Source organism: Pseudescherichia sp. (genome assembly GCF_031998825.1).
Classification (GTDB): Bacteria; Pseudomonadota; Gammaproteobacteria; order Enterobacterales; family Enterobacteriaceae; genus Pseudescherichia.
The window spans coordinates 62,336-84,493 of sequence record NZ_DAMACX010000014.1 but is presented as its reverse complement, the minus strand read 5'-3'; the positions used below and the strand labels follow the sequence as shown (position 1 = coordinate 84,493).

Here is a 22,158-nt window from a genome sequence, read left to right as displayed (position 1 = left end):
CTGGCCCGACCGCTATCGCCACCATCTTCCATGCGGATATGGGTAAAACCCTGCTCTACGGTACGCTGCTGGCTATTCCGACCGTAATCCTGGCTGGCCCGGTCTATGCACGCTTCCTGAAGAAAATCGATAAGCCGATCCCGGAAGGCCTCTACAACGCGAAAACCTTTAGCGAAGCGGAGATGCCGAGCTTTGCGGTCAGCGTCTGGACTTCGCTGGTGCCGGTGATCCTGATGGCCGGTCGTGCCGTCGCCGAGATGATCCTACCGAAAGGCCACCCGCTGCTCGCCTACGCTGAGTTCTTTGGTGACCCGGTGATGGCGACGCTGATTGCGGTGCTGATCGCCATCTTCACCTTCGGCCTTAACCGTGGTCGTTCGATGGATCAGATCACCGAGACCATCACCTCCTCAATCAAAATCATCGCCATGATGCTGCTGATTATCGGCGGCGGCGGCGCGTTCAAGCAGGTGCTGGTGGACAGCGGCGTGGATAAATACATCGCGGCCATGATGCACTCGACCAACCTGTCACCGCTGTTTATGGCATGGTCGATTGCCGCCGTGCTGCGTATCGCCCTCGGCTCTGCTACCGTGGCGGCCATTACCGCTGGCGGGATCGCGGCTCCGCTGATCGCCACTACCGGCGTCAGCCCTGAGCTGATGGTTATCGCCGTCGGCTCCGGCAGCGTGATCTTCTCCCACGTGAATGACCCAGGCTTCTGGCTGTTCAAGGAGTATTTCAACCTGAGCATCGGTGAGACCATGAAGTCCTGGTCGGCGCTGGAGACCATTATCGCGGTGTGCGGCCTGATCGGCTGTCTGCTGCTGGGAATGGTGATTTAGTTGATGTGCCCGGCGGCGTAGCGCCGCCGGGTGATTATTTATTTCTTCACGGTCGCTCTGCGCCGCTTGTCCAGATCCTTCACCAGCCTGTTCACCTTCTCATCGGCAAACATCTTCTCCAGCGACGTCGACAGCTTGCGCCGCCAGTTCTTGTACTGGTAGCTAGTCCCCGGCACGTTGACCGGATCCGCCATATCCAGCCAGTCCTCCGGCTGTAGCCCCAGCAGCGCGCTGCTGCTGTCGGCAATATAGCGTTGCAGGCCCCGGTTAAGGGTAGCGTTCATCGCCATGCGGGCAACCTTGCGCCCGGTGCTTTTCGGCAGGCAGCCATGCTGGTGCAGGGCGTCCAGCAGACCCTGCTTAGCCCGCTCGCGATCCGCATACAGCCCACGCAGCACCTCTTCGTCCGGATACAACCCGAGCGTCTTGCCGAGGGTCAGATCGTCCGCTTCCCAGTAGCCGCGCAGGGTCGGCAGGTCATGCGTGGTTGCGACCGCCATCGACTGGGCAGGCCAGTCCTGCGGGGCGCGCACCCGTTTTTTATCGTCGCTTTCGAAGTAGAGCACCTTATAGGAGTAGACCCCGCTATCGCGCAGCTTGCTGACAATCTCCTTCGGCACGGTGCCAAGATCTTCGCCAATCACCATGCAGCGGTGGCGTTGACTCTCCAGAGCGAGGATCGCCAGCATGTCATCTACCGGATAGTGAACGTACGCGCCCTGATCTGCCGTCTCGCCGTAGGGGATCCACCACAGGCGCAGGAGCGACATCACATGGTCGATACGCAGCGCGCCGCAGCTCTTCATGTTGGCCCGCAGGAGCTGAACAAACGGCTCATAGCCACGGGCGGTAATGATATGCGGATCCATCGGCGGCAGGCCCCAGTTCTGCCCCAGCGGCCCCAGAATATCCGGCGGTGCGCCAACCGAGGCTTCCAGACAGTAGAGTTCGCGATCGCACCAGGTCTCCGACCCGCCTTCGGCCACGCCCACCGCCAGATCGCGGTAGAGGCCAATCGGCATCGCAAAGCCCTGGCTGGTCTCCCAGCACTCAGCAAGCTGAACGGCGGCCAGCCACTGGAGCCAGAGGTAGAAATCCCCCTCGTCGGCATGCTCCTGACAGAACGCTTTTACCTGCGGGCTATCGGTGCGCCGATAGGCTTCCGGCCAGACCGGCCAGCCCCAGCGCATCTCATCCTCTTTCACCTGGTACTCATGCAGAGCGTCAAACGCCGCCTGCCAGTAAAGTCCCTCCCCCTGCTGCTGCACAAAACCGCGAAACGCCGCCATCTGCTCGTCGTCGTCAGCCCGATCGGCAAACAGCCGCCACGCCATTTTGAGCGCCGCTAGCTTGAGGGCGGTCACGCTGGCATAGTCGACCCATTCGCTGTCGCGCGCCGCATTGAGCGCCTTCTGGGTAGACTCCATCTTCCACCACGCCTGCGCCTCGTCGCTGCGTCGGTAATCCTCCACCGCGTTGACGTCGATATAGAGCACGTTGAGCCAGCGGCGCGATGAAGGGCTGTAGGGGCTGGCACTCTCCGGCATCGCCGGATAGAGGGCATGGACCGGGTTGAGGCCGATAAAAGCGCCGCCCCGCTTCGCCACCTCCACCAGCATGGCCTTCAGATCGCCAAAGTCGCCGATGCCCCAGTTAGCGTCCGAGCGCAGAGTGTAGAGCTGAACGGTCGCGCCCCACAGCTTTTTGCCCGCCAGCAGCGCGTCGGGTTCATAGCAGCGCGGCGGGGCGACAATTACCCGGCACTGCCACTGCTTTTTACCCTGGCGCAGGGTCAGAGTGTGGTAGCCCTCTGCCAGCGAGGCCGGCAGCGTCATTCGCTTCTTATCGCGAAACGTTCCCTGGTGCTGCTCGCCCGTTTCGGTCGCGAGCGTCCAGCTGAACTCGCCGCTGCCCTCGATGGGCAACGACAGCCTTTTGCCGTGGATCAGCACCTTGACCTGCGGAACAGGCGCCGCTGCCGCCTTTTTGGCCGCAGCGGGGTGCATCGCGTTAAGCAAACGCCGTTTGGTTTCGACACCAATTGACTGCGGTTTGCCGTGGGCGTTGATATAGTTAGGGCCAATGCCCGCCGCCAGCGCGGCGTCAGCCAGACGTTTACTTTCCATGGCGCTCCTTAGCGTTTGGCCTGCCAGATCAGGGTTTGATAATCACGAATTGAGCGATCGGAGCTGAACATGCCGCAGCGAGCGGTGTTGAGGATCGCCGCGCGGGTCCACGCCTCCTGGTCACGATAGAGCACGTCAACCTGTCTTTGCGCCTCAACGTAGGCGGCAAAGTCAGCGGCAACCAGATAGGGATCGCCTCCCTGCTTGCCGATGCTGTGCAGCATCAGGTCGAACGCATGCTTGTCGCCGTCGCTGTATTTACCGCTCTCCAGCTCTTTGAGGATCGCATTTAACAGCTTGTCTTTCTTGCGCCATTTGACAGGATCGTAGCCCTTCGCCTTCAGGGCCTTCACCTCTTCCACAGTATGGCCGAAGATAAAGATATTCTCTTCGCCGACCTTCTCGGCAATCTCGACGTTTGCACCGTCCAGCGTACCGACGGTGAGCGCGCCATTCAGCGCCAGCTTCATATTGCCAGTACCGGAGGCCTCTTTCCCGGCGGTGGAGATCTGCTCGGAGACGTCCGCCGCCGGGATCAGCTTCTCCGCCGCCGAGACGCAGTAGTCCGGCAGGAAGACCACCTTCAGCTTGTCGCCCACGCGTGGGTCGTTGTTGATCGCTTCCGCCACCTTATTGATAGCAAAAATAATGTTCTTCGCCAGGTAGTAGCCCGGTGCAGCTTTAGCACCAAACAGGAAGACGCGCGGCACGCGGTCCACCTGCGGGTTCTCGCGGATCTCTTTGTAGAGGGCGAGGATGTGCAGCAGGTTCAGGTGCTGACGCTTGTACTCATGCAGGCGCTTGATCTGAATATCAAAAATAGCGTTAGGGTTGATGACGATGCCGGTGCGTGCTTTCACAAACTCCACCAGACGCGTCTTGTTCTCTTGCTTGATGGCACGATACTGCTGACGGAAGTTAGCGTCGTCGGCATACTTCTCAAGGGTTAGCAGCTGGTCGAGATCGTTGGCCCACTCTTTTTTCAGGGTACTGTCGATGAGCGCAGCCAGCGCCGGGTTGCACTGCTTGATCCAGCGGCGCGGCGTGATGCCGTTGGTAACGTTATGGAACTTGTTCGGCCACAGCTGGTGATACTCTGGGAAGAGATCCTTCACCACGAGGTCCGAGTGTAGAGCCGCCACGCCGTTGACCGCGAAGCCGCTGACGACGCAGAGGTTAGCCATGCGCACCTGGCCGTCGTAGACCACCGCCAGCTTCGCCCATACTGCCTCATTGTTTGGCCACGTTTTCACCACCTGCTTCTTAAAGCGGTCGTTGATCTCTTTGATGATCTGCATGTGGCGCGGCAGCAGCGGCTTCAGCAGCTGCACGTGCCAGTTCTCCAGCGCTTCCGGCATCAGCGTATGGTTGGTATAGGCAAACAGTCGGCTGGTAATCGACCATGCTTCATCCCAGCTCAGCTGATGCTCGTCGATCAGCACGCGTAGCATCTCCGGAATAGCGATGGTCGGGTGGGTATCGTTCAGCTGGATCACTTCGTAGTCCGGCAGCTCCGCCAGCTTGCGTCCGGCCAGATGGTGACGACGCAGAATGTCTGCCACCGAGCAGGCGCACTGGAAGTACTGCTGCATCAGGCGCAGCTTTTTACCCGCGGTATGGTTGTCGTTGGGATAGAGAACTTTCGTTAGCTTATCGGCATCGATGCCCTGCTGTTCGGCACGCAGGAACTCGCCGTCGTTAAATTTGGTCAGGTCAAACGGGTGGGCGTGCTTTGCCTGCCACAGCCGCAGAGGCTGGGCCACGCCGTTACGGTAGCCCAACACCGGCAGATCCCACGCCTCGCCAATCAGGGAGAAGGCTGGCTCCCAGCGCCCGTCCCGGCTCACCTTGCCGCCAAGATTGACCTTCACATCCAGCGCGGAATTATGCTGGAACCAGGGGTAGCTGCCGCGATGCCAGTCGTCTGGGGCCTCCTGCTGCTGCCCGTCAGCAAAGGACTGGCGGAACAGGCCATACTGATAGTTCAGGCCATAACCAGTTGCAGGCTGGCCTACCGTCGCCATCGAGTCGAGGAAGCAGGCCGCCAGCCGTCCCAGCCCGCCGTTGCCCAGCGCCGGATCGATCTCCTCCTCCAGCAGATCGGTCAGGTTGACGTTGTGCGTCTCCAGCAGGTCGCTCACCTCCTGATACCAGCCCATGTTAAGCAGGTTGTTGCCGGTGAGGCGGCCAATCAGGAACTCCATTGAGATGTAGTTTACGTGGCGCTGATCCTCTGCGGGTTTGGCGACCGCCTGGGCAGCAAGCTGCTCTGCCAGCGCGCCGCTGACCGCGTGCCACCACTGGTGGGGCGTCATCTCGTCGGCAGCATGGAGACCAAAACGCTGCCACTGACGCGTCAGGGCGGCGGCAAACTGAGCTTTGTTAAAGGTTGGCTGTGACATAGCAAACGGGGATCCTGTAAGTAAAAACAACGTTAATGCTAGTTTGCCTGGCCCCTACGTTGACTTCCTCATCCTGCCGGGGAAAAGGCCAGGAGGAGCCGCAGGGATGAGCCAAAAGTGTGATCGCTGCCACTTAAAGTTAGCTGTAAAAACGCGAATTACTCAAAAATTCAACGGCCAGACGGCATAAAAACTCATACGAAAGTATGAGGAAAATAACGTCAGGTAACCGGGAGGCTGGTCAAGGAAATGAAATGCCGTTTCATATATACAGACGTGAATTTAAATTGGTTGCGGTGAAACGGGGATACAAATATTAACAGCCCTCATCCTCCTCCCCTATTAATTACCACTTTTGACCTATGGATTCTGAATATCAACGACCTACTCTTACTGTGCCAAAAGTGAATATTACATTCTGCTCCATTTGCCCGCAGGCTAGTTACCACCTGCCCTCGCTACCTGTCGGGCGTTTTATTCAGCCAGGTTATAGAAATGTGACTTGGTGCAAAATCAGCGCCGTAAAATTCGGACATAACTTGCAATAAAATCCATTCTGACCGAACTTATTGGTTATTAATTACGAAGCTCAAAAAAATTCCCTTTTTTCGTTCCCTCACAGTGAAGTGATAACTATGTTGATTCCGTCTAAATTAAGTCGCCCGGTTCGTCTTGACCATACTGTGGTCCGCGAACGCCTGCTGGCTAAACTTTCCGGCGCGAACAATTTTCGTTTAGCCCTGGTGACCAGCCCGGCTGGCTATGGCAAAACGACGCTTATCTCACAGTGGGCCGCCAGTAAAGACGACCTGGGCTGGTTCTCCCTCGACGAAGGGGATAACCAGCAGGAGCGATTTGCCAGCTATCTCGTTGCCGCCGTGCAGCAGGCCACCGACGGCCACTGCGTCTCCAGCGAGGCGATGGCGCAGAAGCGCCAGTATGCCAGCCTCCCCTCGCTCTTCTCACAGCTCTTTATTGAGCTGGCGGAGTGGCAGCGCCCGCTCTATATCGTTATCGACGACTATCATCTGGTGACTAACCCGGTTATCCACGATGCGATGCGTTTTTTCCTGCGCCACCAGCCGGAAAACCTGACTCTGGTGGTGCTGTCGCGTAATCTGCCGCAGCTGGGCATTGCCAACCTGCGCGTGCGCGATCAGCTGCTGGAGGTGAGCAGCCAGCAGTTGGCCTTCACCCATCAGGAGGCGAAGCAGTTTTTTGACTGCCGCCTGAATGCACCCATTGAAGCGGCAGAGAGCAGCCGCCTGTGCGACGACGTGGCCGGATGGGCTACCGCGCTGCAGCTGATCGCCCTCTCGGCGCGGCAGAACAACAGCTCAACCCAGCACTCCGCCCGTCGCCTGGCGGGAATTAACGCTACCCATCTGTCGGACTATCTGGTGGATGAGGTGCTGGATAATATCGATCTCAACACCCGCCAGTTCCTGCTGAAAAGCTCCCTGCTGCGCTCGATGAACGATGCGCTGATCGTCCGCGTCACCGGCGAAGAGAATGGTCAGATGCGGCTGGAAGAGATCGAGCGCCAGGGGCTGTTTTTACAGCGTATGGATGACTCCGGAGAGTGGTTTAGCTACCACCCGCTGTTCGGCAGCTTTTTACGCCAGCGCTGTCAGTGGGAGCTGGCTACTGAGCTGCCGGATATCCACCGCGCGGCGGCGGAGAGCTGGATGGCACAGGGCTTCCCGAGCGAGGCCATCCACCATGCGCTGGCCGCGGGCGACGGCACGATGCTGCGCGATATTCTGCTGCACCATGCGTGGGGACTGTTTAACCACAGCGAGCTGACCCTGCTGGAGGCGTCGTTAAAGGCGCTGCCCTGGGAGAGCCTGCTGGAGAACCCACGGCTGGTGCTGTTGCAGGCCTGGCTGATGCAGAGCCAGCACCGCTATAGCGAAGTGAATACCCTGCTGGCCCGCGCCGAGCAGGAGATGGATATGACGGCGGATCATGCGCTGCACGGCGACTTTAACGCCCTGCGCGCTCAGGTGGCCATTAACGACGGCGATCCGGTGGAGGCCGAGCGGCTGGCGATGATCGCCCTCGACGAGCTGCCGCTGGCTAACTTCTACAGCCGCATCGTGGCCACGTCGGTTCATGGCGAAGTGCTGCACTGCAAGGGGCAGCTCAGCCACTCCCTTACCCTGATGCAGCAAACCGAGCAGATGGCGCGCCGCCACGACGTCTGGCACTACGCGCTGTGGAGCATGATCCAACAGTGTGAGATCCTGTTTGCCCAGGGCTTCCTGCAGGCCGCCTGGGAGTGTCAGGATAAAGCCTTTACGCTTATCCGCGAGCAGCACCTTGAACAGCTGCCGCTGCATGAATTTTTACTGCGCATCCGCGCCCAGCTGCTGTGGGCATGGGGACGTCTTGATGAATCCGAGGCTGCCGCCAAAGAGGGTATGACCGTGCTCTCTGCCTATCAGCCTCAGCAGCAGCTGCAGTGCCTGGCCCTGCTGGTACAGAACTCTTTGGCGCGTGGCGATCTGGATAACGCGCGCAGCCACCTTAACCGGCTGGAGAACCTGCTTGGCAACGGGCAGTACCATAGCGACTGGGTATCGAATGCTGACAAGGTGCGGGTGATCTACTGGCAGATGACCGGCGATAAACAGGCCGCCGCCCAGTGGCTGCGCCAGACGCCAAAATCAGAGTTTGCCAACAACCACTTCCGCCAGAGCCAGTGGCGCAACGTGGCCCGGGCGCAGATCCTGCTGGGAGACGCGGAGTCAGCGGAGATGGTGCTGGAGGAGCTGAACGAAAATGCGCGCAGCCTGCGGTTGATGAGCGATCTGAACCGTAACCTGCTGCTGCTCAACCAGCTCTACTGGCAGTCCGGACGCAAAAACGATTCCCAGCGGGTGCTGCTGGAGGCCCTGACGCTGGCGAACCGCACCGGCTTCATTAGCCATTTCGTGATTGAAGGCGAGGCGATGGCGCAGCAGCTGCGGCAGCTGATTCAGCTTAACGCCCTGCCGGAGCTGGAGGGACATCGCGCCCAGCGCATCCTGCGCGACATTAACCAGCATCACCGCCACAAGTATGCTCATTTTGATGAGCGCTTTGTTGAACGTCTGCTGACCCACCCGGAGGTGCCGGAGCTGATCCGCACCAGCCCGCTGACCCAGCGGGAGTGGCAGGTGCTGGGTCTCATCTACTCCGGCTACAGCAACGAGCAGATTGCCGGCGAGCTGGCGGTCGCCGCGACAACTATCAAAACCCATATCCGTAACCTCTACCAGAAGCTGGGCGTAGCCCACCGCCAGGATGCGGTGCAGCACGCGCAGCAGCTATTACAGATGATGGGTTACGGGGTTTAAATTGTAGGCCGGGCAAACGCAGTGCCGCCCGGCGTGGTTTTAGCAGAGTTCCAGCTGAATATTGTGGCTTTTAATCACGTCCAGCACGCCAGCGGGCGGCATTACGTCGGTATAGACCGCATCCACCATGCTGATGCTGCCCATGTTAACCATCGCGTTACGCCCATACTTAGAGTGATCCACCACCAGCATCACATGACGTGAGTTGTCGATGATCGCTCGCTTGGTGCGCACCTCGTGGTAGTCAAACTCCAGCAGCGAGCCGTCGGCGTCGATGCCGCTGATCCCGAGGATGCCGAAGTCGAGGCGGAACTGGGAGATAAAGTCGAGCGTCGCCTCGCCGATAATCCCCCCGTCGCGGCTGCGCAGCTCGCCCCCAGCCAGAATGATACGGAAGTCCTCTTTTACCATCAGCGTGTTGGCAACGTTGAGGTTGTTGGTCACGATGCGCAGGTTGCTGTGATCCAGCAGCGCATGGGCTACCGCCTCCGGCGTGGTGCCGATATCGATAAACAGCGTCGCCCCGTCGGGGATCTGGCTGGCGACCTTACGGGCAATCCGCTCCTTCTCCGCCGTCTGGGTGGCCTTGCGATCGTGCCACGAGGTGTTCACCGAGCTGGAGGGGAGCGCCGCACCGCCGTGATGGCGCAGGATCATGTTCTGATCGGCCAGGTCGTTCAAATCGCGGCGAATGGTCTGGGGACTGACGGCAAACTGCTCCACCAGCTCCTCGGTACTGACGTAGCCCTGCTTTTTTACCAGCTCGATGATGGCATCGTGGCGCTGTGTCTGTTTCATTGCAATGTTCCTGAGCTTTTATGTTCGTTTTCGCGTATCAACAAACGCCATTGCCAGCCCCACGGCCAGGCCGGTGACGTGCGCGCCGTTGGCGATGGACATGCCAAACAGATCAAACCAGCCGGCAATTAACCATATTAAGGAGAAGGCTATCAGGCCGCGCGGCAAATAGACACCGCTTTGCGGATCGCGCTCGCCCCGCAGCCAGGCATAGCCCATCAGGGCGTACACCACGCCGGAGAGGCCACCAAACCACGGCCCGCTAAACTTGTGCTGCACATAGCCGCTGAGCAGCGCGCTAATAAGGGTAATCACAATCAGCTTGCCGCTGCCGAGGCGCTTCTCCACCGCCCCGCCGATGTACCACCACCAGAGCAGGTTGAAGAGGATATGCATGACGGAAAAGTGCATCAGGGCGTGACTGAAGTAGCGCCAGAGATCGAACCGCAGGGAGGGATCGAAAGGCCACGCCAGCCAGACCATGACAATCTGGTCGCCGAGCGTGCTCATTAGCACAAATACCAGCACGCAGAGCAGGGCTACGATCAGCGTTACCGCTCCGGCTCGCTCGCGCAGGGTAGCGAAGAAGGGGTAGCGACGGTAGTGCAGGCCGCTGTCAATCTGCCCTGACTGCCAGCTGGCCGCCAGGTAGCGCGGATCCTCCGGGTTCTGCTGAAAGCGCGCCAGCTCTGCGCGCACGCGCCCGGCCTGGCTTTCGTCCGCCAGCCAGACGTCGCTGGTCTCGTGGTGCTGAATAGTCAAAACAACGCCCTGGGTTTGCATATAATCAACAAACGCCTGGGCGACGCGCGGGTTAGCAAAAGAGGTGATCATCAACATGCTGGCGGTCGCTTTTTCCACACAAAAGAGGGCAGTATAGCGGGTTATTGCTCCGCTGACTAAAGCGTACCGTGCGCCACTTCCGCCGGGAAATGGCGATGCCAGGCATCAAAGCCGCCATCAACGCTGTAGACCTGGTCAAAACCCTGTTGCAGCAGGTACTGGGCTGCGCCTTTGCTGCTGTTGCCGTGGTAGCACATCACCATCACCGGCGTATCAAAGTCGTTTTGCTGCATAAAGGTACCCAGCGTATCGTTGGTCAGATGAAACGCGCCTGGGGTATGGCCCATGGCGTAGCTTTGCGGATCGCGAATATCGACCAGCACCGCTAGCTTCTGATGCATCTTCTGGTGGGCCTCTTCTACATTAATACACTCAAACTGATCCATTGCGCTCTCATCTCTGTTGGATATGCACGTTACACATTCTCTAATTTTACGTCGTTCCGCCAGGTAAACGCCATTATGTTATGCATATCACTCTAAATTGTTTTTTTGCTGTTACCAAAGGCGCGTTCGTTTGCTATTATGAGCGATATCGAACATTTTTGAGCTTTTACGAAAGTGCATGAGGTGAGCATGGAAACCAAAGATCTGATTGTGATAGGTGGGGGCATCAACGGTGCCGGTATCGCGGCAGACGCCGCCGGGCGTGGTCTCTCCGTGCTCATGCTGGAGGCAAACGATCTGGCCTGTGCCACCTCTTCCGCCAGCTCTAAACTGATCCACGGTGGCCTGCGCTACCTGGAGCATTACGAGTTTCGTCTGGTAAGCGAGGCGCTGGCAGAGCGTGAGGTGCTGTTACAGATGGCCCCGCACATCGCCTTCCCGATGCGCTTTCGCCTGCCCCACCGCCCGCACCTGCGTCCGGCGTGGATGATCCGCATCGGCCTGTTTATGTACGATCATCTGGGCAAGCGCACCAGCCTGCCCGGCTCTACCGGCTTGCGTTTTGGCTCAGAGTCGGTGCTGAAGCCGGAGATCGTGCGCGGATTCGAATATTCTGACTGCTGGGTCGACGATGCGCGGCTGGTACTGGCGAACGCGCAGATGGTGGCGCGTAAAGGCGGCGAGGTGTTAACCCGCACCCGGGCGACCTCGGCACGCCGGGAAAACGGTTTGTGGATCGTCGAAGCCGAAGACGTTGATACCGGCGAGACGTATCGCTGGCAGGCGCGCGGCCTGGTGAACGCCACTGGTCCGTGGGTGAAACAGTTCTTTGACGAGGGGATGCAGCTGCCGTCGCCGTATGGGATCCGCCTGATCAAAGGCAGCCATATCGTGGTGCCCCGCGTGCACTCCCAGAAGCAGGCCTACATTCTGCAGAACGAAGATAAGCGTATCGTGTTTGTGATCCCATGGATGGACGAGTTCTCCATCATCGGCACCACCGACGTGGAGTATAAGGGCGACGCCAAACACGTTGAGATCGACGAGAGCGAGATTAACTATCTGCTGAAGGTCTATAACGCGCACTTTAAAAAGCCGCTGACCCGGAACGATATCGTCTGGACCTACTCCGGCGTGCGTCCGCTGTGCGACGACGAGTCCGACTCACCGCAGGCCATTACCCGCGACTATACCCTGGATATTCGCGATGATGAGGGTAAAGCGCCGCTGCTCTCCGTCTTTGGCGGTAAGCTCACCACCTACCGCAAGCTGGCCGAGCATGCGATGGAGAAGCTGACGCCATACTACAGCGGCATCGGCCCGGCGTGGACGAAAGCGTGCGTGTTGCCAGGGGGCGATATTGCCGGCGATCGTGACGACTACGCGGCGAAGCTGCGTCGCCGCTACCCGTTTATCAGCGAGACGCAGGCTCGTCACTACGCCCGCACCTACGGCAGCAACAGCGAGCTTATTCTTGCCGGTGCGACGTCGCTTGAGGAGCTTGGCGAGAACTTCGGCCATGAGTTCTACGAAGCTGAACTGCGCTATCTGGTTGAGCATGAGTGGGTGCGCCGCCTCGATGATGCCATCTGGCGTCGGACGAAGGCAGGCATGTGGTTGAACGCGGAGGAGCAGTCGCGAGTGACGCAGTGGCTGGCTAACTGGGCCAAGCGTGAACTGTCGCTAGCATCGTAGTTGATATTGAAACGCCGGGCGGCACTGCGTTTGCCCGGCCTACGTGTAGGCCCGGTAAGCATAGCGCCACCGGGCGTTTTGTTTTTACAGGCGTATCGGCTTGATGTTCCAGATTTTGTCCGCGTACTCCTTGATCGTCCTGTCAGAGGAGAAGTAGCCCATATTGGCGATGTTATGCATCGCTTTAATGGTCCACTCTTCCGGCTGGCGATAAAGCTCATCCACCCTGTCCTGACAGTCAACGTAGCTGCGGAAATCGGCCAACACCTGATAGTGATCGCCGAAGTTAAGCAGGGAGTCCACCAGATCGCGGTAGCGGCCCGGCTCGTCGCGGTTAAACACGCCGGTAGCAATCTGCGTCAGGACGCTGTGCAGCTCTTCATCTTTATCATAGTAGTCGCGCGGCTTATAGCCCTGACGACGCAGCGTCTCAACCTCTTCCGCTGTGTTACCAAAGATAAAGATATTGTCGTCACCCACATGCTCCAGCATCTCAACATTTGCACCATCCAGCGTGCCGATGGTCAGCGCGCCATTGAGGGCAAACTTCATGTTGCTGGTGCCGGAGGCCTCCGTTCCCGCCAGCGAAATCTGCTCGGAGAGATCTGCTGCCGGAATGATCAGCTGCGCCAGGCTGACGCTGTAGTTCGGAATGAACACCACCTTCAGCTTGTCGCCAATCTGCGGATCGTTATTGATCACCTTCGCCACGTCGTTGATTAGGTGAATAATATGCTTCGCCATGTAGTAGGCCGAGGCCGCCTTACCGGCAAAGATATTCACGCGCGGTACCCAGTCCGCATCCGGATCGGCCTTGATTCGGTTATAGCGGGCAATGACGTGCAGGACGTTCATCAGCTGGCGCTTGTACTCATGGATACGTTTGATCTGCACATCGAACAGCGCCTTCGGGTTCACTACCACGTTAAGCTGCTGGCCGATGTAGAGCGCAAGGCGCTTTTTATTATCCAGCTTCGCCTGGCGCACCGCCTGGTTTAGCGTCGGGAAATCGATGTGCTGCTCCAGCTCGCCGAGCTGGCTGAGATCGGTTCGCCAGGTGCGCCCGATATGCTCGTCGAGCACATCCGACAGCGACGGGTTCGCCAGCGCCAGCCAGCGTCTCGGCGTCACGCCGTTGGTCACGTTGGTAAAGCGCGTCGGGAACACCCGCGCAAAATCCGCAAACAGCGACTGCACCATCAGGTTGGAGTGCAGCTCGGAGACGCCGTTGACCTTGTGGCTGGCCACTACCGCCAGCCAGGCCATGCGCACCCGGCGGCCGTTGGACTCGTCAATGATCGAGACGCGGCTAAGCAGCCCGGTGTCGTTCGGATACTGCTCCTGAACGGTCTTCAGGAAGTAGTCGTTGATCTCAAAGATAATTTGCAGATGGCGCGGCAGGATTTTACCCAGCATGTCTACCGGCCAGGTCTCCAGCGCCTCGCTCATCAGCGTATGGTTGGTATAGGAGAAGATCTGGCAGGTCGCCTCAAAGGCGTCATCCCAGGAGAACTTGTGCTCATCGATCAGCAGGCGCATCAGCTCAGGGATCCCCAGTACCGGGTGGGTATCATTGAGGTGAATCGCGACCTTATCAGCGAGGTTGGCGTAAGTCTTATGCAGCAGGAAGTGGCGGTTAAGGATATCCTGCACCGTGGCGGAGACAAGGAAATACTCCTGGCGCAGGCGTAGCTCACGACCAGAGTAGGTGGAGTCATCCGGGTAGAGCACCCGGGAGACGTTTTCCGAGTGGTTTTTATCTTCCACCGCCGCAAAATAGTCGCCCTGATTGAATTTACCGAGATTAATCGCGCTACTGGCCTGGGCATTCCACAGCCGCAGCGTATTGGTGGCGTCGGTATCAAAGCCAGGGATGATTTGATCGTAGGCGACCGCAAGGATCTCTTCGGTCTCCAGCCAGCGGGTCTTTTTCCCCTCCTGCTGAATACGGCCACCAAATCGCACTTTGTAGCGGGTGTTGTGGCGCTTAAACTCCCACGGGTTGCCGTACTCCAGCCAGTAGTCCGGGGACTCTTTCTGCCGGCCATCCACGATGTTCTGTTTGAACATACCGTAGTCGTAGCGGATGCCGTATCCGCGCCCCGGCAGGCCAAGGGTAGCCAACGAGTCGAGGAAGCAGGCGGCAAGGCGGCCCAGACCGCCGTTGCCGAGGCCCGGGTCGTTCTCTTCGTCGATCAGCTCTTCGAGATCCAGCCCCATCTCCTCCAGCGCGTTTTTAACATCGCCATAGATGCCCAGCGCAAGCATCGCATTGGAAAGGGTGCGACCAATCAGAAACTCCATCGACAGGTAGTAGACCTGGCGCGTCTCCTGAGAGAGCTGCGCACGGTTTGAGCGCAGCCAGCGCTCAACCAGGCGGTCACGTACGGCAAACAGCGTGGCGTTCAGCCACTCATGTTTGTTGGCGATAGCCGGATCTTTACCAATGGTAAACATCAGCTTATAGGCAATAGAGTGCTTTAACGCCTCGACGCTGAGTGTTGGTGAGGTATAGGTAAAGGGTGCATTCATAAACGTGATTCCTGGTGCTCTACTTCAACCGATAATAGAGATCCCGGTAGGACTGAGCGGCAACCTGCCAGCTAAAATCCATATTCATCGCCTGACGCTGAACAAAGCGCCACAGCGAAGGCCGGGACCACAGCACAAAAGCACGCCTTATCGCCCTGAGCAGCGACCAGGCATTGCTGTCTTCAAAGACAAATCCGCTGGCGATACCGTCCGCCAGGTTCTCCAGTGAGCTGTCGGATACGGTGTCTGCCAGCCCACCGGTACGCCGCACCAGCGGCAGCGTGCCGTACTTCAGACCGTAGAGCTGGGTCAGGCCGCACGGCTCAAAACGGCTCGGCACCAGAATCACATCCGCGCCGCCCATAATGCGGTGCGAGAAGGCTTCATGATAGCCAATCTGAACCCCCACCTGCCCCGGATGTTCGGCAGCGGCAGCCAGGAAGCCCTCCTGCAGCACCGGATCGCCCGCGCCCAGCAGGGCCAGCTGTCCGCCCTGCTCCAGCAGGCCCGGCAGTGCCTCCAGCACCAGATCCAGCCCTTTCTGGCTGGTCAGGCGGCTGACCACGGCGAAGAGCGGAACCTTCTCGTCCACCTTCAGCCCCATGGCAATTTGCAGCTGACGCTTGTTCTCCGCCTTATCTTCCAGCGAATCACGGGTAAAGCGCGACGCCAGCAGCAGGTCGGTTTCCGGATCCCAGATCTGCTCATCAACGCCGTTGAGGATCCCTGAGAGGCGACCCTCCGCATGACGCTGCCGCAGCAGCCCCTCCATACCGTACGCAAACTGCGGCTCGGTGATCTCCCGCGCATAGGTCGGGCTAACCGCCGTAATGTGGTCGGCAAAGTAGAGTCCCGCCTTCAGGAACGAGATCTGACCGTTGAACTCTACGCCATTAATATTAAAGAATGACCATGGCAGTTCTATTTCAGCCATATGTTGAGCATAAAACATACCCTGGTAGGCTAAATTATGCACGGTAAATACCGATTTCGCCGGATGGCCACGTGCGGCAAGGTAAGCAGGTGCCAGGCCAGCATGCCAGTCGTGGGCATGGACAATATCCGGACGCCAGAACGGATCCAGACCGCAGGCCATCTCGCTGCCTACCCAACCGAGCAGGGCAAAGCGCAGTACGTTATCGGTATAGGCAAAAAGGTTAGTGTCGTGATACGGACTGCCGGGTCGGTCATAGAGGTGTGGGGCATCAATCAGATAGATGCCAACGCCGTTATAGTGGCCGTAGAGCAGCGTGATGTGTCCGGCAAAGGTTTCACGTCGGGACACCACTTTCGCATCGGTAATGCCGCGCCGAATATCAGGAAATGCCGGCAGCAGTACGCGAGTATCAACACCACCGGCTATTTGCGCCGCAGGGAGTGCACCAAGTACATCTGCCAGACCACCGGTCTTGAGCAACGGGAACATCTCAGAACATACATGTAAAACCTGCATTCTCGCTCCTGTTAAAAACCGCTACCGTATGCGAGCGGTAGCGGTAAACCAGCGCGCGGACCCCTTCCGCGCAAGGTTATGATTTGATGCCGTCACTCTTTTAATTTGCTTAACATCTCACGCGTGACCAGCACAATGCCTTCTTCTGAACGGTAGAACCGGCGGGCGTCCTCCTCTGCGTTTTCACCGATGACCATGCCTTCAGGTATCTCGCAGGCGCGGTCAATGACGCAGCGGCGCAGGCGGCAAGAGCGGCCTACCCAGACGTCCGGTAACAGAACCGACGAGTCGATATTACAGAATGAGTTAACGCGCACGCGCGGGAACAGCACCGACTGCACCACTACCGAACCGGAGATAATGCAGCCCCCTGATACCAGCGAATTGAGCGTCATGCCGTGACTACCCGATCTATCCTGTACAAATTTAGCAGGCGGTAGCGATTCCATGTGGGTTCGGATAGGCCAATTTTGATCGTACATATCCAGCTCGGGGGTCACGGAGGCGAGATCGAGGTTAGCCTTCCAGTAGGCCTCCAGGGTTCCCACGTCGCGCCAGTAGGGCTCTGCGTCCGGATCCGACTGCACGCTGGAGAGCGGGAACGGGTGCGCAAAGGCCATGCCGGAGCGGGTGATCTTGGGAATAATATCTTTGCCGAAATCGTGACTGGAGGCGGGATCCTGATCGTCCTCCTCCAGCAGCTCATAGAGATAATCGGCGTCAAAGATATAGATCCCCATACTGGCCAGCGCCCGGGTTGGATCGTTAGGCATTGATGGCGGCTTAGGGGGCTTCTCAACGAAATCGATTACTTTTTCGTTTTCATCGACCGCCATGACGCCAAACGCCGTCGCTTCCGCCACCGGAACCGGCAGACAGGCCACGGTGCAACGCGCGCCCTTCTCGACGTGGTCGATCAGCATGCGCGAGTAGTCCTGCTTGTAGATGTGATCGCCCGCGAGGATCACCACGTACTCCGCCTTATAGCGACGAATAATGTCGAGGTTCTGGGTGACCGCATCCGCCGTACCGCGATACCAGTTTTCACCGTGCACGCGCTGCTGAGCGGGGAGAAGATCGACAAACTCGTTCATCTCTTCGCTAAAGAAGGACCAGCCGCGCTGGATATGCTGCACCAGCGTATGCGACTGGTACTGGGTGATCACCCCGATACGACGGATGCCGGAGTTAATGCAGTTGGAGAGAGCAAAATCGATAATACGGAACTTGCCGCCAAAGTGTACCGCAGGCTTGGCACGCGTGGTGGTCAAGTCTTTAAGACGCGTGCCGCGCCCGCCCGCCAGGATCAGGGCTACAGATTTTAATGGGAGCTGGCGCGCTAACATTAGCGGATCGTTGTTATCTAATCTAACCATGATGAACTCCTTTTTTATGACCTTCGAAAAACGCATACTCCATGCGCGGGCCCATGCCAGACAGCCACTACCACCGGATTATCCTCACCGGCGAATGGAGGAACGGCGCGCCATTCCCCGTCGGGTAAAACAATTTCTGTAACCTTATCCGTATTGTTCAGCGTAATCAGAAGATAGTCTGAAAGCAGGATTTGCAAACGACCTACCCCATGCTCCCACTCCCGCACGCTTAAAGGCTGAGCATCCTTATTCAGCCAACTGACGTTGCCGTCACCCTCTTCCCACCAGGTATTATTGGTTAATGCCGGTACCTGCTGGCGAAGATGAACTAACGTGGCCACAAAGGTGGTCAGCCCGTCGTTTGCCTGTTCCCAATCAAGCCAGGTCAGCGCGTTGTCCTGGCAGTAGGCATTATTGTTACCATGCTGGCTGTGACCCTGTTCATCACCTGCCAGCAGCATTGGCGTACCTTGTGACAGCAGCAGCGTGACCAGTAGGGCATGGACACTGTCTCGCCGCCGTTCAATCACATACAACGACCCGCCTAATCCCTCTATACCATGATTATTGCTGTGGTTATTGTTACTACCATCGCGATTCTCCTCACCGTTGGCCTCGTTGTGTTTATGGTTAAAACAGACGCAGTCGCGCAACGTAAAGCCGTCGTGCGCCGTCACCAGGTTGACCGACGCGGCGGGAAGACGTCCGCTGCGCCTGAACACGTCACCAGAGCCGGCAAAGCGCGTGGCAAACCGGCCCAGAGAGATATCTTTCGCCAGCCAGAAACGGCGCGAGGCATCGCGAAACTGATCGTTCCACTCGGCAAACAGCGGTGGAAAATTGCCGACCTGGTAGCCGCCTTCACCCACATCCCATGGCTCGGCAATCAGCTTGACCGCCGACAGCACAGGATCGTTTTTTATCGCCTCAAACAGCGGCGAGCAGGGATCAAAATGCGGCGTGCGCCCCATTACCGACGCTAAATCGAAGCGGAAACCGTCGATATGGTAGGTATCTACCCAATGTCGTAGACACTGGTGGGCATACTCCACTACGCCGGGGTGGCTCAGATTCAGGGTGTTACCGCAGCCGGTCCAGTTTGCGTACTCGCCGTTCTCCCTGATCCAATAATAGCTACGGTTATCGATTCCGCGCAGGGAGAAGGTGGGGCCTTCAATATCGACCTCGGCGCTGTGGTTCAATACGATATCGAGGATCACCTCAATACCGGCAGCGTGCAGCGCTTTGACCGCCTCGCAGAACTCCTGCTGGGCACGGTCAGGATCGCTGGCGTAGCGCGGATCGAGGGCAAACATCGCCAGCGGGTTGTAGCCCCAGTAGTTGCTTAAGCCCAGCCGCTGCAGGCGCGGCTCGCTGGCGAAGTGCGCCACCGGCAGCAGCTCCAGGGCGGTGATCCCGAGGCGTTTAAAGTAGGCGATCATCACCGGATGGCCGAGTGCCTTATAGGTGCCGCGGATCTTTTCTGGGATCCGGGGGTGCAGATACGTTAACCCTTTAACATGGGCCTCGTAGATCACCGTGTTGCCCCAGGGGATACGCGGCGGCGCGTCGTCTTCCCAGTCAAAGGCTTCGTTGACCACCACGCTCTTCAACGCAATGGCCGCGTTGTTATGCGGATCGGCAATGTCGAAGCCGCTGTGAAAGAGATCGTGATCGATGGCGTCGCCGTCAACGCGGCGAGCACAGGGATCGATCAGCACCTTTGCCGGGTTAAAGCGGTGGCCCGTGGCTGGATCCCACGGGCCATGCACCCGGTAGCCATAGCGCAAACCGGGCCGCGCCTTCTCCAGAAAACCGTGCCAGACGTCGCCGCTGCGGGCAGGCAGATCGTAGCGCTGCTCATTCTCCTCATCGTCAAAGATGCAGAGCTCAACCCGCTCTGCGTTTGCCGAGAAGAGCGTGAAGTTCACGCCGTTGCCTTCGTAATGCGCGCCAAGTGGCGCAGGCTTGCCTGCCGCCAGCTTCGTCATTCACCCTCCCTGACCAGCCAGATGGTAGAGAGCGGCGGCAGCGTCAGGGAGAGCGAGTTATCGCGACCGTGGCTTGGGATCTCATCGCTGTGCACGGTACCGTAATTTCCCATATTGCTGCCGTGATAGTGTACCGAATCGGTATTCAGTGCCTCACGCCAGCGGCCCGGCTGGTTGACGCCAAAGCGGTATTCATGGCGCGGCTCCGGCGTAAAGTTGCTGGCAACGATAATTTCATTACCTGCTTTATCCCGGCGCACGAAGATAAACACCGAACGCGCGTTGTCATCGGCCACCAGCCATTCGAAACCGTAACGATCAAAATCCAGCTCGTGCAGCGCCTTGTGGTGACGGTAGGTCGTGTTGAGATCGCGTACCAGCCGCTGAACGCCGTGGTGCCAGTTATCACCGCCCTCCAGCAGATGCCAGTCAAGGCTGCTGTCATGGTTCCACTCGCGCCCCTGGGCAAACTCGTTGCCCATAAAGAGCAGTTTTTTACCCGGGAAAGCCCACATCCAGCCGTAGTAAGCGCGCAGGTTGGCAAACTTCTGCCATGCGTCACCCGGCATCCGGTCAAGAATGGATTTTTTACCGTGCACCACTTCATCGTGCGACAGCGGCAGAATGAAGTTCTCGGTGTAGTTGTAGAGCATCCCGAACGTCATCTGATTATGATGATACTGACGGTAGATAGGGTCGAGCTTGAAGTAGTCGAGGGTGTCATGCATCCAGCCCAGGTTCCACTTGTACCAGAAGCCCAGCCCGCCGTTAGCCGGTGGCCGCGATACGCCTGGGAAATCGGTAGACTCCTCCGCCATGCTTACCGCGCCGGGAACCTGCTCCCCGAGCTTGCGGTTGGTGCTGCGCAGGAATTCGATGGCTTCAAGGTTCTCGCGACCGCCAAACTCGTTAGGGATCCACTCCCCCTCTTTGCGGCTGTAGTCACGGTAGATCATGGAAGCCACCGCATCGACGCGCAGGGCGTCAATACCGAAGCGTTCTACCCAGTAGAGGGCGTTGCCCACCAGGTAGTTGCTGACCTCACGGCGACCGTAGTTGTAGATTAGCGTGTTCCAGTCCTGATGGTAGCCCTCGCGCGGATCGCTATGTTCATAGAGATCGGTTCCGTCGAACTCGGCGAGGCCGAACTCATCGCTCGGGAAGTGGCCCGGTACCCAGTCGAGGATCACGTTCAGGCCTGCCGCATGGGCTGCCTTAATGAAGTAGCGGAAATCATCCCGCGTGCCGAAGCGGCGGGTTGGCGCATAGAGGCCCGTCGGCTGATAGCCCCAGCTGCCGTCAAACGGATGCTCGTTGATCGGCATCAGCTCTAAGTGGGTAAAGCCCATCCATTTGGCATAGGGAACCAGCTGCTCTGCCAGATCGCGGTAGCTAAGCCAGAAGTGATTGTCGGTATGGCGACGCCAGGAGCCGAGATGCACCTCATAGATGGAGATGGGCTGGTCAAACTCGTTGGCCCGTCGGCGCTCTTCCGTCTGCTCAACCTTCTCCGGCAGGCCGCAGATCATTGAGGCGGTCTCCGGGCGCATCTGCGCCTCGAAGGCATAGGGATCGGCCTTAATGCGCAGGTTGCCGTGGGCATCGATCATTTCGAATTTATAGATCTGCCCGTGCTGCGCGCCAGGGATAAACAGCTCCCAGATGCCGGACTCTTTGCGCAGGCGCATCGGATGGCGACGGCCATCCCAGTAATTAAATTCGCCTACCACCGAGACACGTCGGGCGTTCGGCGCCCAGACGGAGAATTTGGTACCGGTGACGCCATCCATTGTATCGGCATGCGCGCCAAGGGTTTCATAGGGCCGCAGATGCGTACCTTCTGACAGTAGCCAGGCATCTAAATCCTGGAGCAGAGGGCCGAAGCGGTAAGGATCGTCCAATAGGTTGGAGTGATCGTGCCAGTTAACGGCAAGCTGATAGCGGAAATGATTTTTACGGCGTTGAATGATACCGGCAAAAAAGCCGCGTGAATCAAGGCACTCTAGCCTGGCCAGTTTACGTCCGGTTTTCGTTTCGATAACCCACACTTCGGTGGCGTCAGGTAGCAACGCGCGAACTTCCAGTCCGGCATTGGTGCGATGCATACCGAGTACGGAAAAGGGATCCGCAAAATGGCCTGCTATTAGCGCGTTAATCACGTCTCTATCGACAAGACTGGACATGGTTATTTTATCCTGTTTTATATGTGCCACATTTTTTCGCCAGCCACATCTACGCTGGCCTGGAGCTGGTCCAACTTAAGCATAGACAAGGGTTCCCTTGTCTCCTGATAAATTTGGATGAATTGCGACTACATTATGTATTTAACAAAAAACTCAGCGCGCGGGTTCACAAAAAATGTGCAAAAAA

13 protein-coding genes are annotated in these 22,158 nt (G+C 58.3%); 3 read left to right on the top strand and 10 right to left on the bottom strand.

Going from position 1 to position 22,158, the window contains the following annotated elements; all coding sequences use genetic code 11:
* On the top strand, window positions 1-845 hold an 845-nt coding region (locus RTP97_RS09115), incomplete at its 5' end, for a gluconate:H+ symporter (RefSeq protein WP_312412841.1).
* Between the two features lie 38 nt (window positions 846-883).
* Here RTP97_RS09115 and malQ read toward each other — a convergent pair.
* Complete coding sequence (gene malQ, locus RTP97_RS09110) at window positions 884-2,971, bottom strand: 4-alpha-glucanotransferase (protein WP_312412839.1); 2,088 nt, start codon at window positions 2,969-2,971, stop codon at window positions 884-886.
* Between the two features lie 8 nt (window positions 2,972-2,979).
* On the bottom strand, window positions 2,980-5,373 hold the full coding sequence (malP, locus tag RTP97_RS09105) for a maltodextrin phosphorylase (RefSeq protein WP_312412836.1): 2,394 nt from the start codon (window positions 5,371-5,373) through the stop codon (window positions 2,980-2,982).
* A gap of 635 nt (window positions 5,374-6,008) precedes the next feature.
* On the opposite strand from malP, the gene malT reads away from it, so the two are divergent.
* Window positions 6,009-8,714: an HTH-type transcriptional regulator MalT gene (gene malT, locus RTP97_RS09100; protein ID WP_312412833.1), complete on the top strand. Its 2,706-nt coding sequence runs from the start codon at window positions 6,009-6,011 to the stop codon at window positions 8,712-8,714.
* A 39-nt stretch (window positions 8,715-8,753) separates the two neighbouring features.
* Here malT and RTP97_RS09095 read toward each other — a convergent pair whose 3' ends face one another.
* Genes RTP97_RS09095 through glpE form a run of 3 tightly spaced genes read right to left on the bottom strand, consistent with a single transcriptional unit; the run spans window position 8,754 to window position 10,741 of the window.
* A complete protein-coding gene (locus RTP97_RS09095) occupies window positions 8,754-9,512 on the bottom strand; it encodes a DeoR/GlpR family transcriptional regulator (RefSeq protein ID WP_312412830.1) in 759 nt (252 codons plus the stop codon).
* An 18-nt stretch (window positions 9,513-9,530) separates the two neighbouring features.
* Window positions 9,531-10,352 carry a rhomboid family intramembrane serine protease GlpG gene (gene glpG / locus RTP97_RS09090; RefSeq protein ID WP_312412827.1) on the bottom strand — a complete coding sequence of 274 codons (822 nt, stop codon included), beginning with the start codon at window positions 10,350-10,352 and terminating at the stop codon, window positions 9,531-9,533.
* Between the two features lie 59 nt (window positions 10,353-10,411).
* Window positions 10,412-10,741: a thiosulfate sulfurtransferase GlpE gene (glpE, locus tag RTP97_RS09085; protein ID WP_103820339.1), complete on the bottom strand. Its 330-nt coding sequence runs from the start codon at window positions 10,739-10,741 to the stop codon at window positions 10,412-10,414.
* Between the two features lie 189 nt (window positions 10,742-10,930).
* Between glpE and glpD the strand changes: the two genes are divergently transcribed.
* Window positions 10,931-12,436 carry a glycerol-3-phosphate dehydrogenase gene (gene glpD, locus RTP97_RS09080; protein WP_312412823.1) on the top strand — a complete coding sequence of 502 codons (1,506 nt, stop codon included), beginning with the start codon at window positions 10,931-10,933 and terminating at the stop codon, window positions 12,434-12,436.
* An 84-nt stretch (window positions 12,437-12,520) separates the two neighbouring features.
* Here glpD and glgP read toward each other — a convergent pair whose 3' ends face one another.
* The 5 genes from glgP to glgB all read right to left on the bottom strand — a co-directional run bounded on the left by glgP (window position 12,521) and on the right by glgB (window position 21,971).
* The gene (gene glgP, locus RTP97_RS09075; RefSeq protein ID WP_312412821.1) at window positions 12,521-14,968 is read right to left on the bottom strand and encodes a glycogen phosphorylase; all 2,448 of its coding nucleotides are present in this window, start codon (window positions 14,966-14,968) and stop codon (window positions 12,521-12,523) included.
* Window positions 14,969-14,987: 19 nt separating this feature from the next.
* On the bottom strand, window positions 14,988-16,421 hold the full coding sequence (glgA, locus tag RTP97_RS09070) for a glycogen synthase GlgA (protein ID WP_312412818.1): 1,434 nt from the start codon (window positions 16,419-16,421) through the stop codon (window positions 14,988-14,990).
* A 92-nt stretch (window positions 16,422-16,513) separates the two neighbouring features.
* Window positions 16,514-17,797 (bottom strand): glucose-1-phosphate adenylyltransferase, encoded by a 1,284-nt coding sequence (gene glgC, locus RTP97_RS09065; protein WP_312412816.1) that lies wholly within the window; start codon window positions 17,795-17,797, stop codon window positions 16,514-16,516.
* A gap of 14 nt (window positions 17,798-17,811) precedes the next feature.
* Window positions 17,812-19,788, bottom strand: coding sequence for a glycogen debranching protein GlgX (gene glgX, locus RTP97_RS09060; protein WP_312412813.1), 1,977 nt, complete (start codon window positions 19,786-19,788; stop codon window positions 17,812-17,814).
* A complete protein-coding gene (gene glgB / locus RTP97_RS09055) occupies window positions 19,785-21,971 on the bottom strand; it encodes a 1,4-alpha-glucan branching enzyme (protein WP_312412810.1) in 2,187 nt (728 codons plus the stop codon). The genes glgX and glgB overlap by 4 nt, the downstream gene beginning before the upstream one ends.
* Between the last annotated feature and the right edge of the window lie 187 nt (window positions 21,972-22,158).

Coding starts and splice junctions, on each gene's coding strand:
- malQ (WP_312412839.1), bottom strand. CDS start 2,971: ATGGAAAGTAAACGTCTGGCTGACGCCGCGCTGGCGGCGGGCATTGGC.
- malP (WP_312412836.1), bottom strand. CDS start 5,373: ATGTCACAGCCAACCTTTAACAAAGCTCAGTTTGCCGCCGCCCTGACG.
- malT (WP_312412833.1), top strand. CDS start 6,009: ATGTTGATTCCGTCTAAATTAAGTCGCCCGGTTCGTCTTGACCATACT.
- RTP97_RS09095 (WP_312412830.1), bottom strand. CDS start 9,512: ATGAAACAGACACAGCGCCACGATGCCATCATCGAGCTGGTAAAAAAG.
- glpG (WP_312412827.1), bottom strand. CDS start 10,352: ATGTTGATGATCACCTCTTTTGCTAACCCGCGCGTCGCCCAGGCGTTT.
- glpE (WP_103820339.1), bottom strand. CDS start 10,741: ATGGATCAGTTTGAGTGTATTAATGTAGAAGAGGCCCACCAGAAGATG.
- glpD (WP_312412823.1), top strand. CDS start 10,931: ATGGAAACCAAAGATCTGATTGTGATAGGTGGGGGCATCAACGGTGCC.
- glgP (WP_312412821.1), bottom strand. CDS start 14,968: ATGAATGCACCCTTTACCTATACCTCACCAACACTCAGCGTCGAGGCG.
- glgA (WP_312412818.1), bottom strand. CDS start 16,421: ATGCAGGTTTTACATGTATGTTCTGAGATGTTCCCGTTGCTCAAGACC.
- glgC (WP_312412816.1), bottom strand. CDS start 17,797: ATGGTTAGATTAGATAACAACGATCCGCTAATGTTAGCGCGCCAGCTC.
- glgX (WP_312412813.1), bottom strand. CDS start 19,788: ATGACGAAGCTGGCGGCAGGCAAGCCTGCGCCACTTGGCGCGCATTAC.
- glgB (WP_312412810.1), bottom strand. CDS start 21,971: ATGTCCAGTCTTGTCGATAGAGACGTGATTAACGCGCTAATAGCAGGC.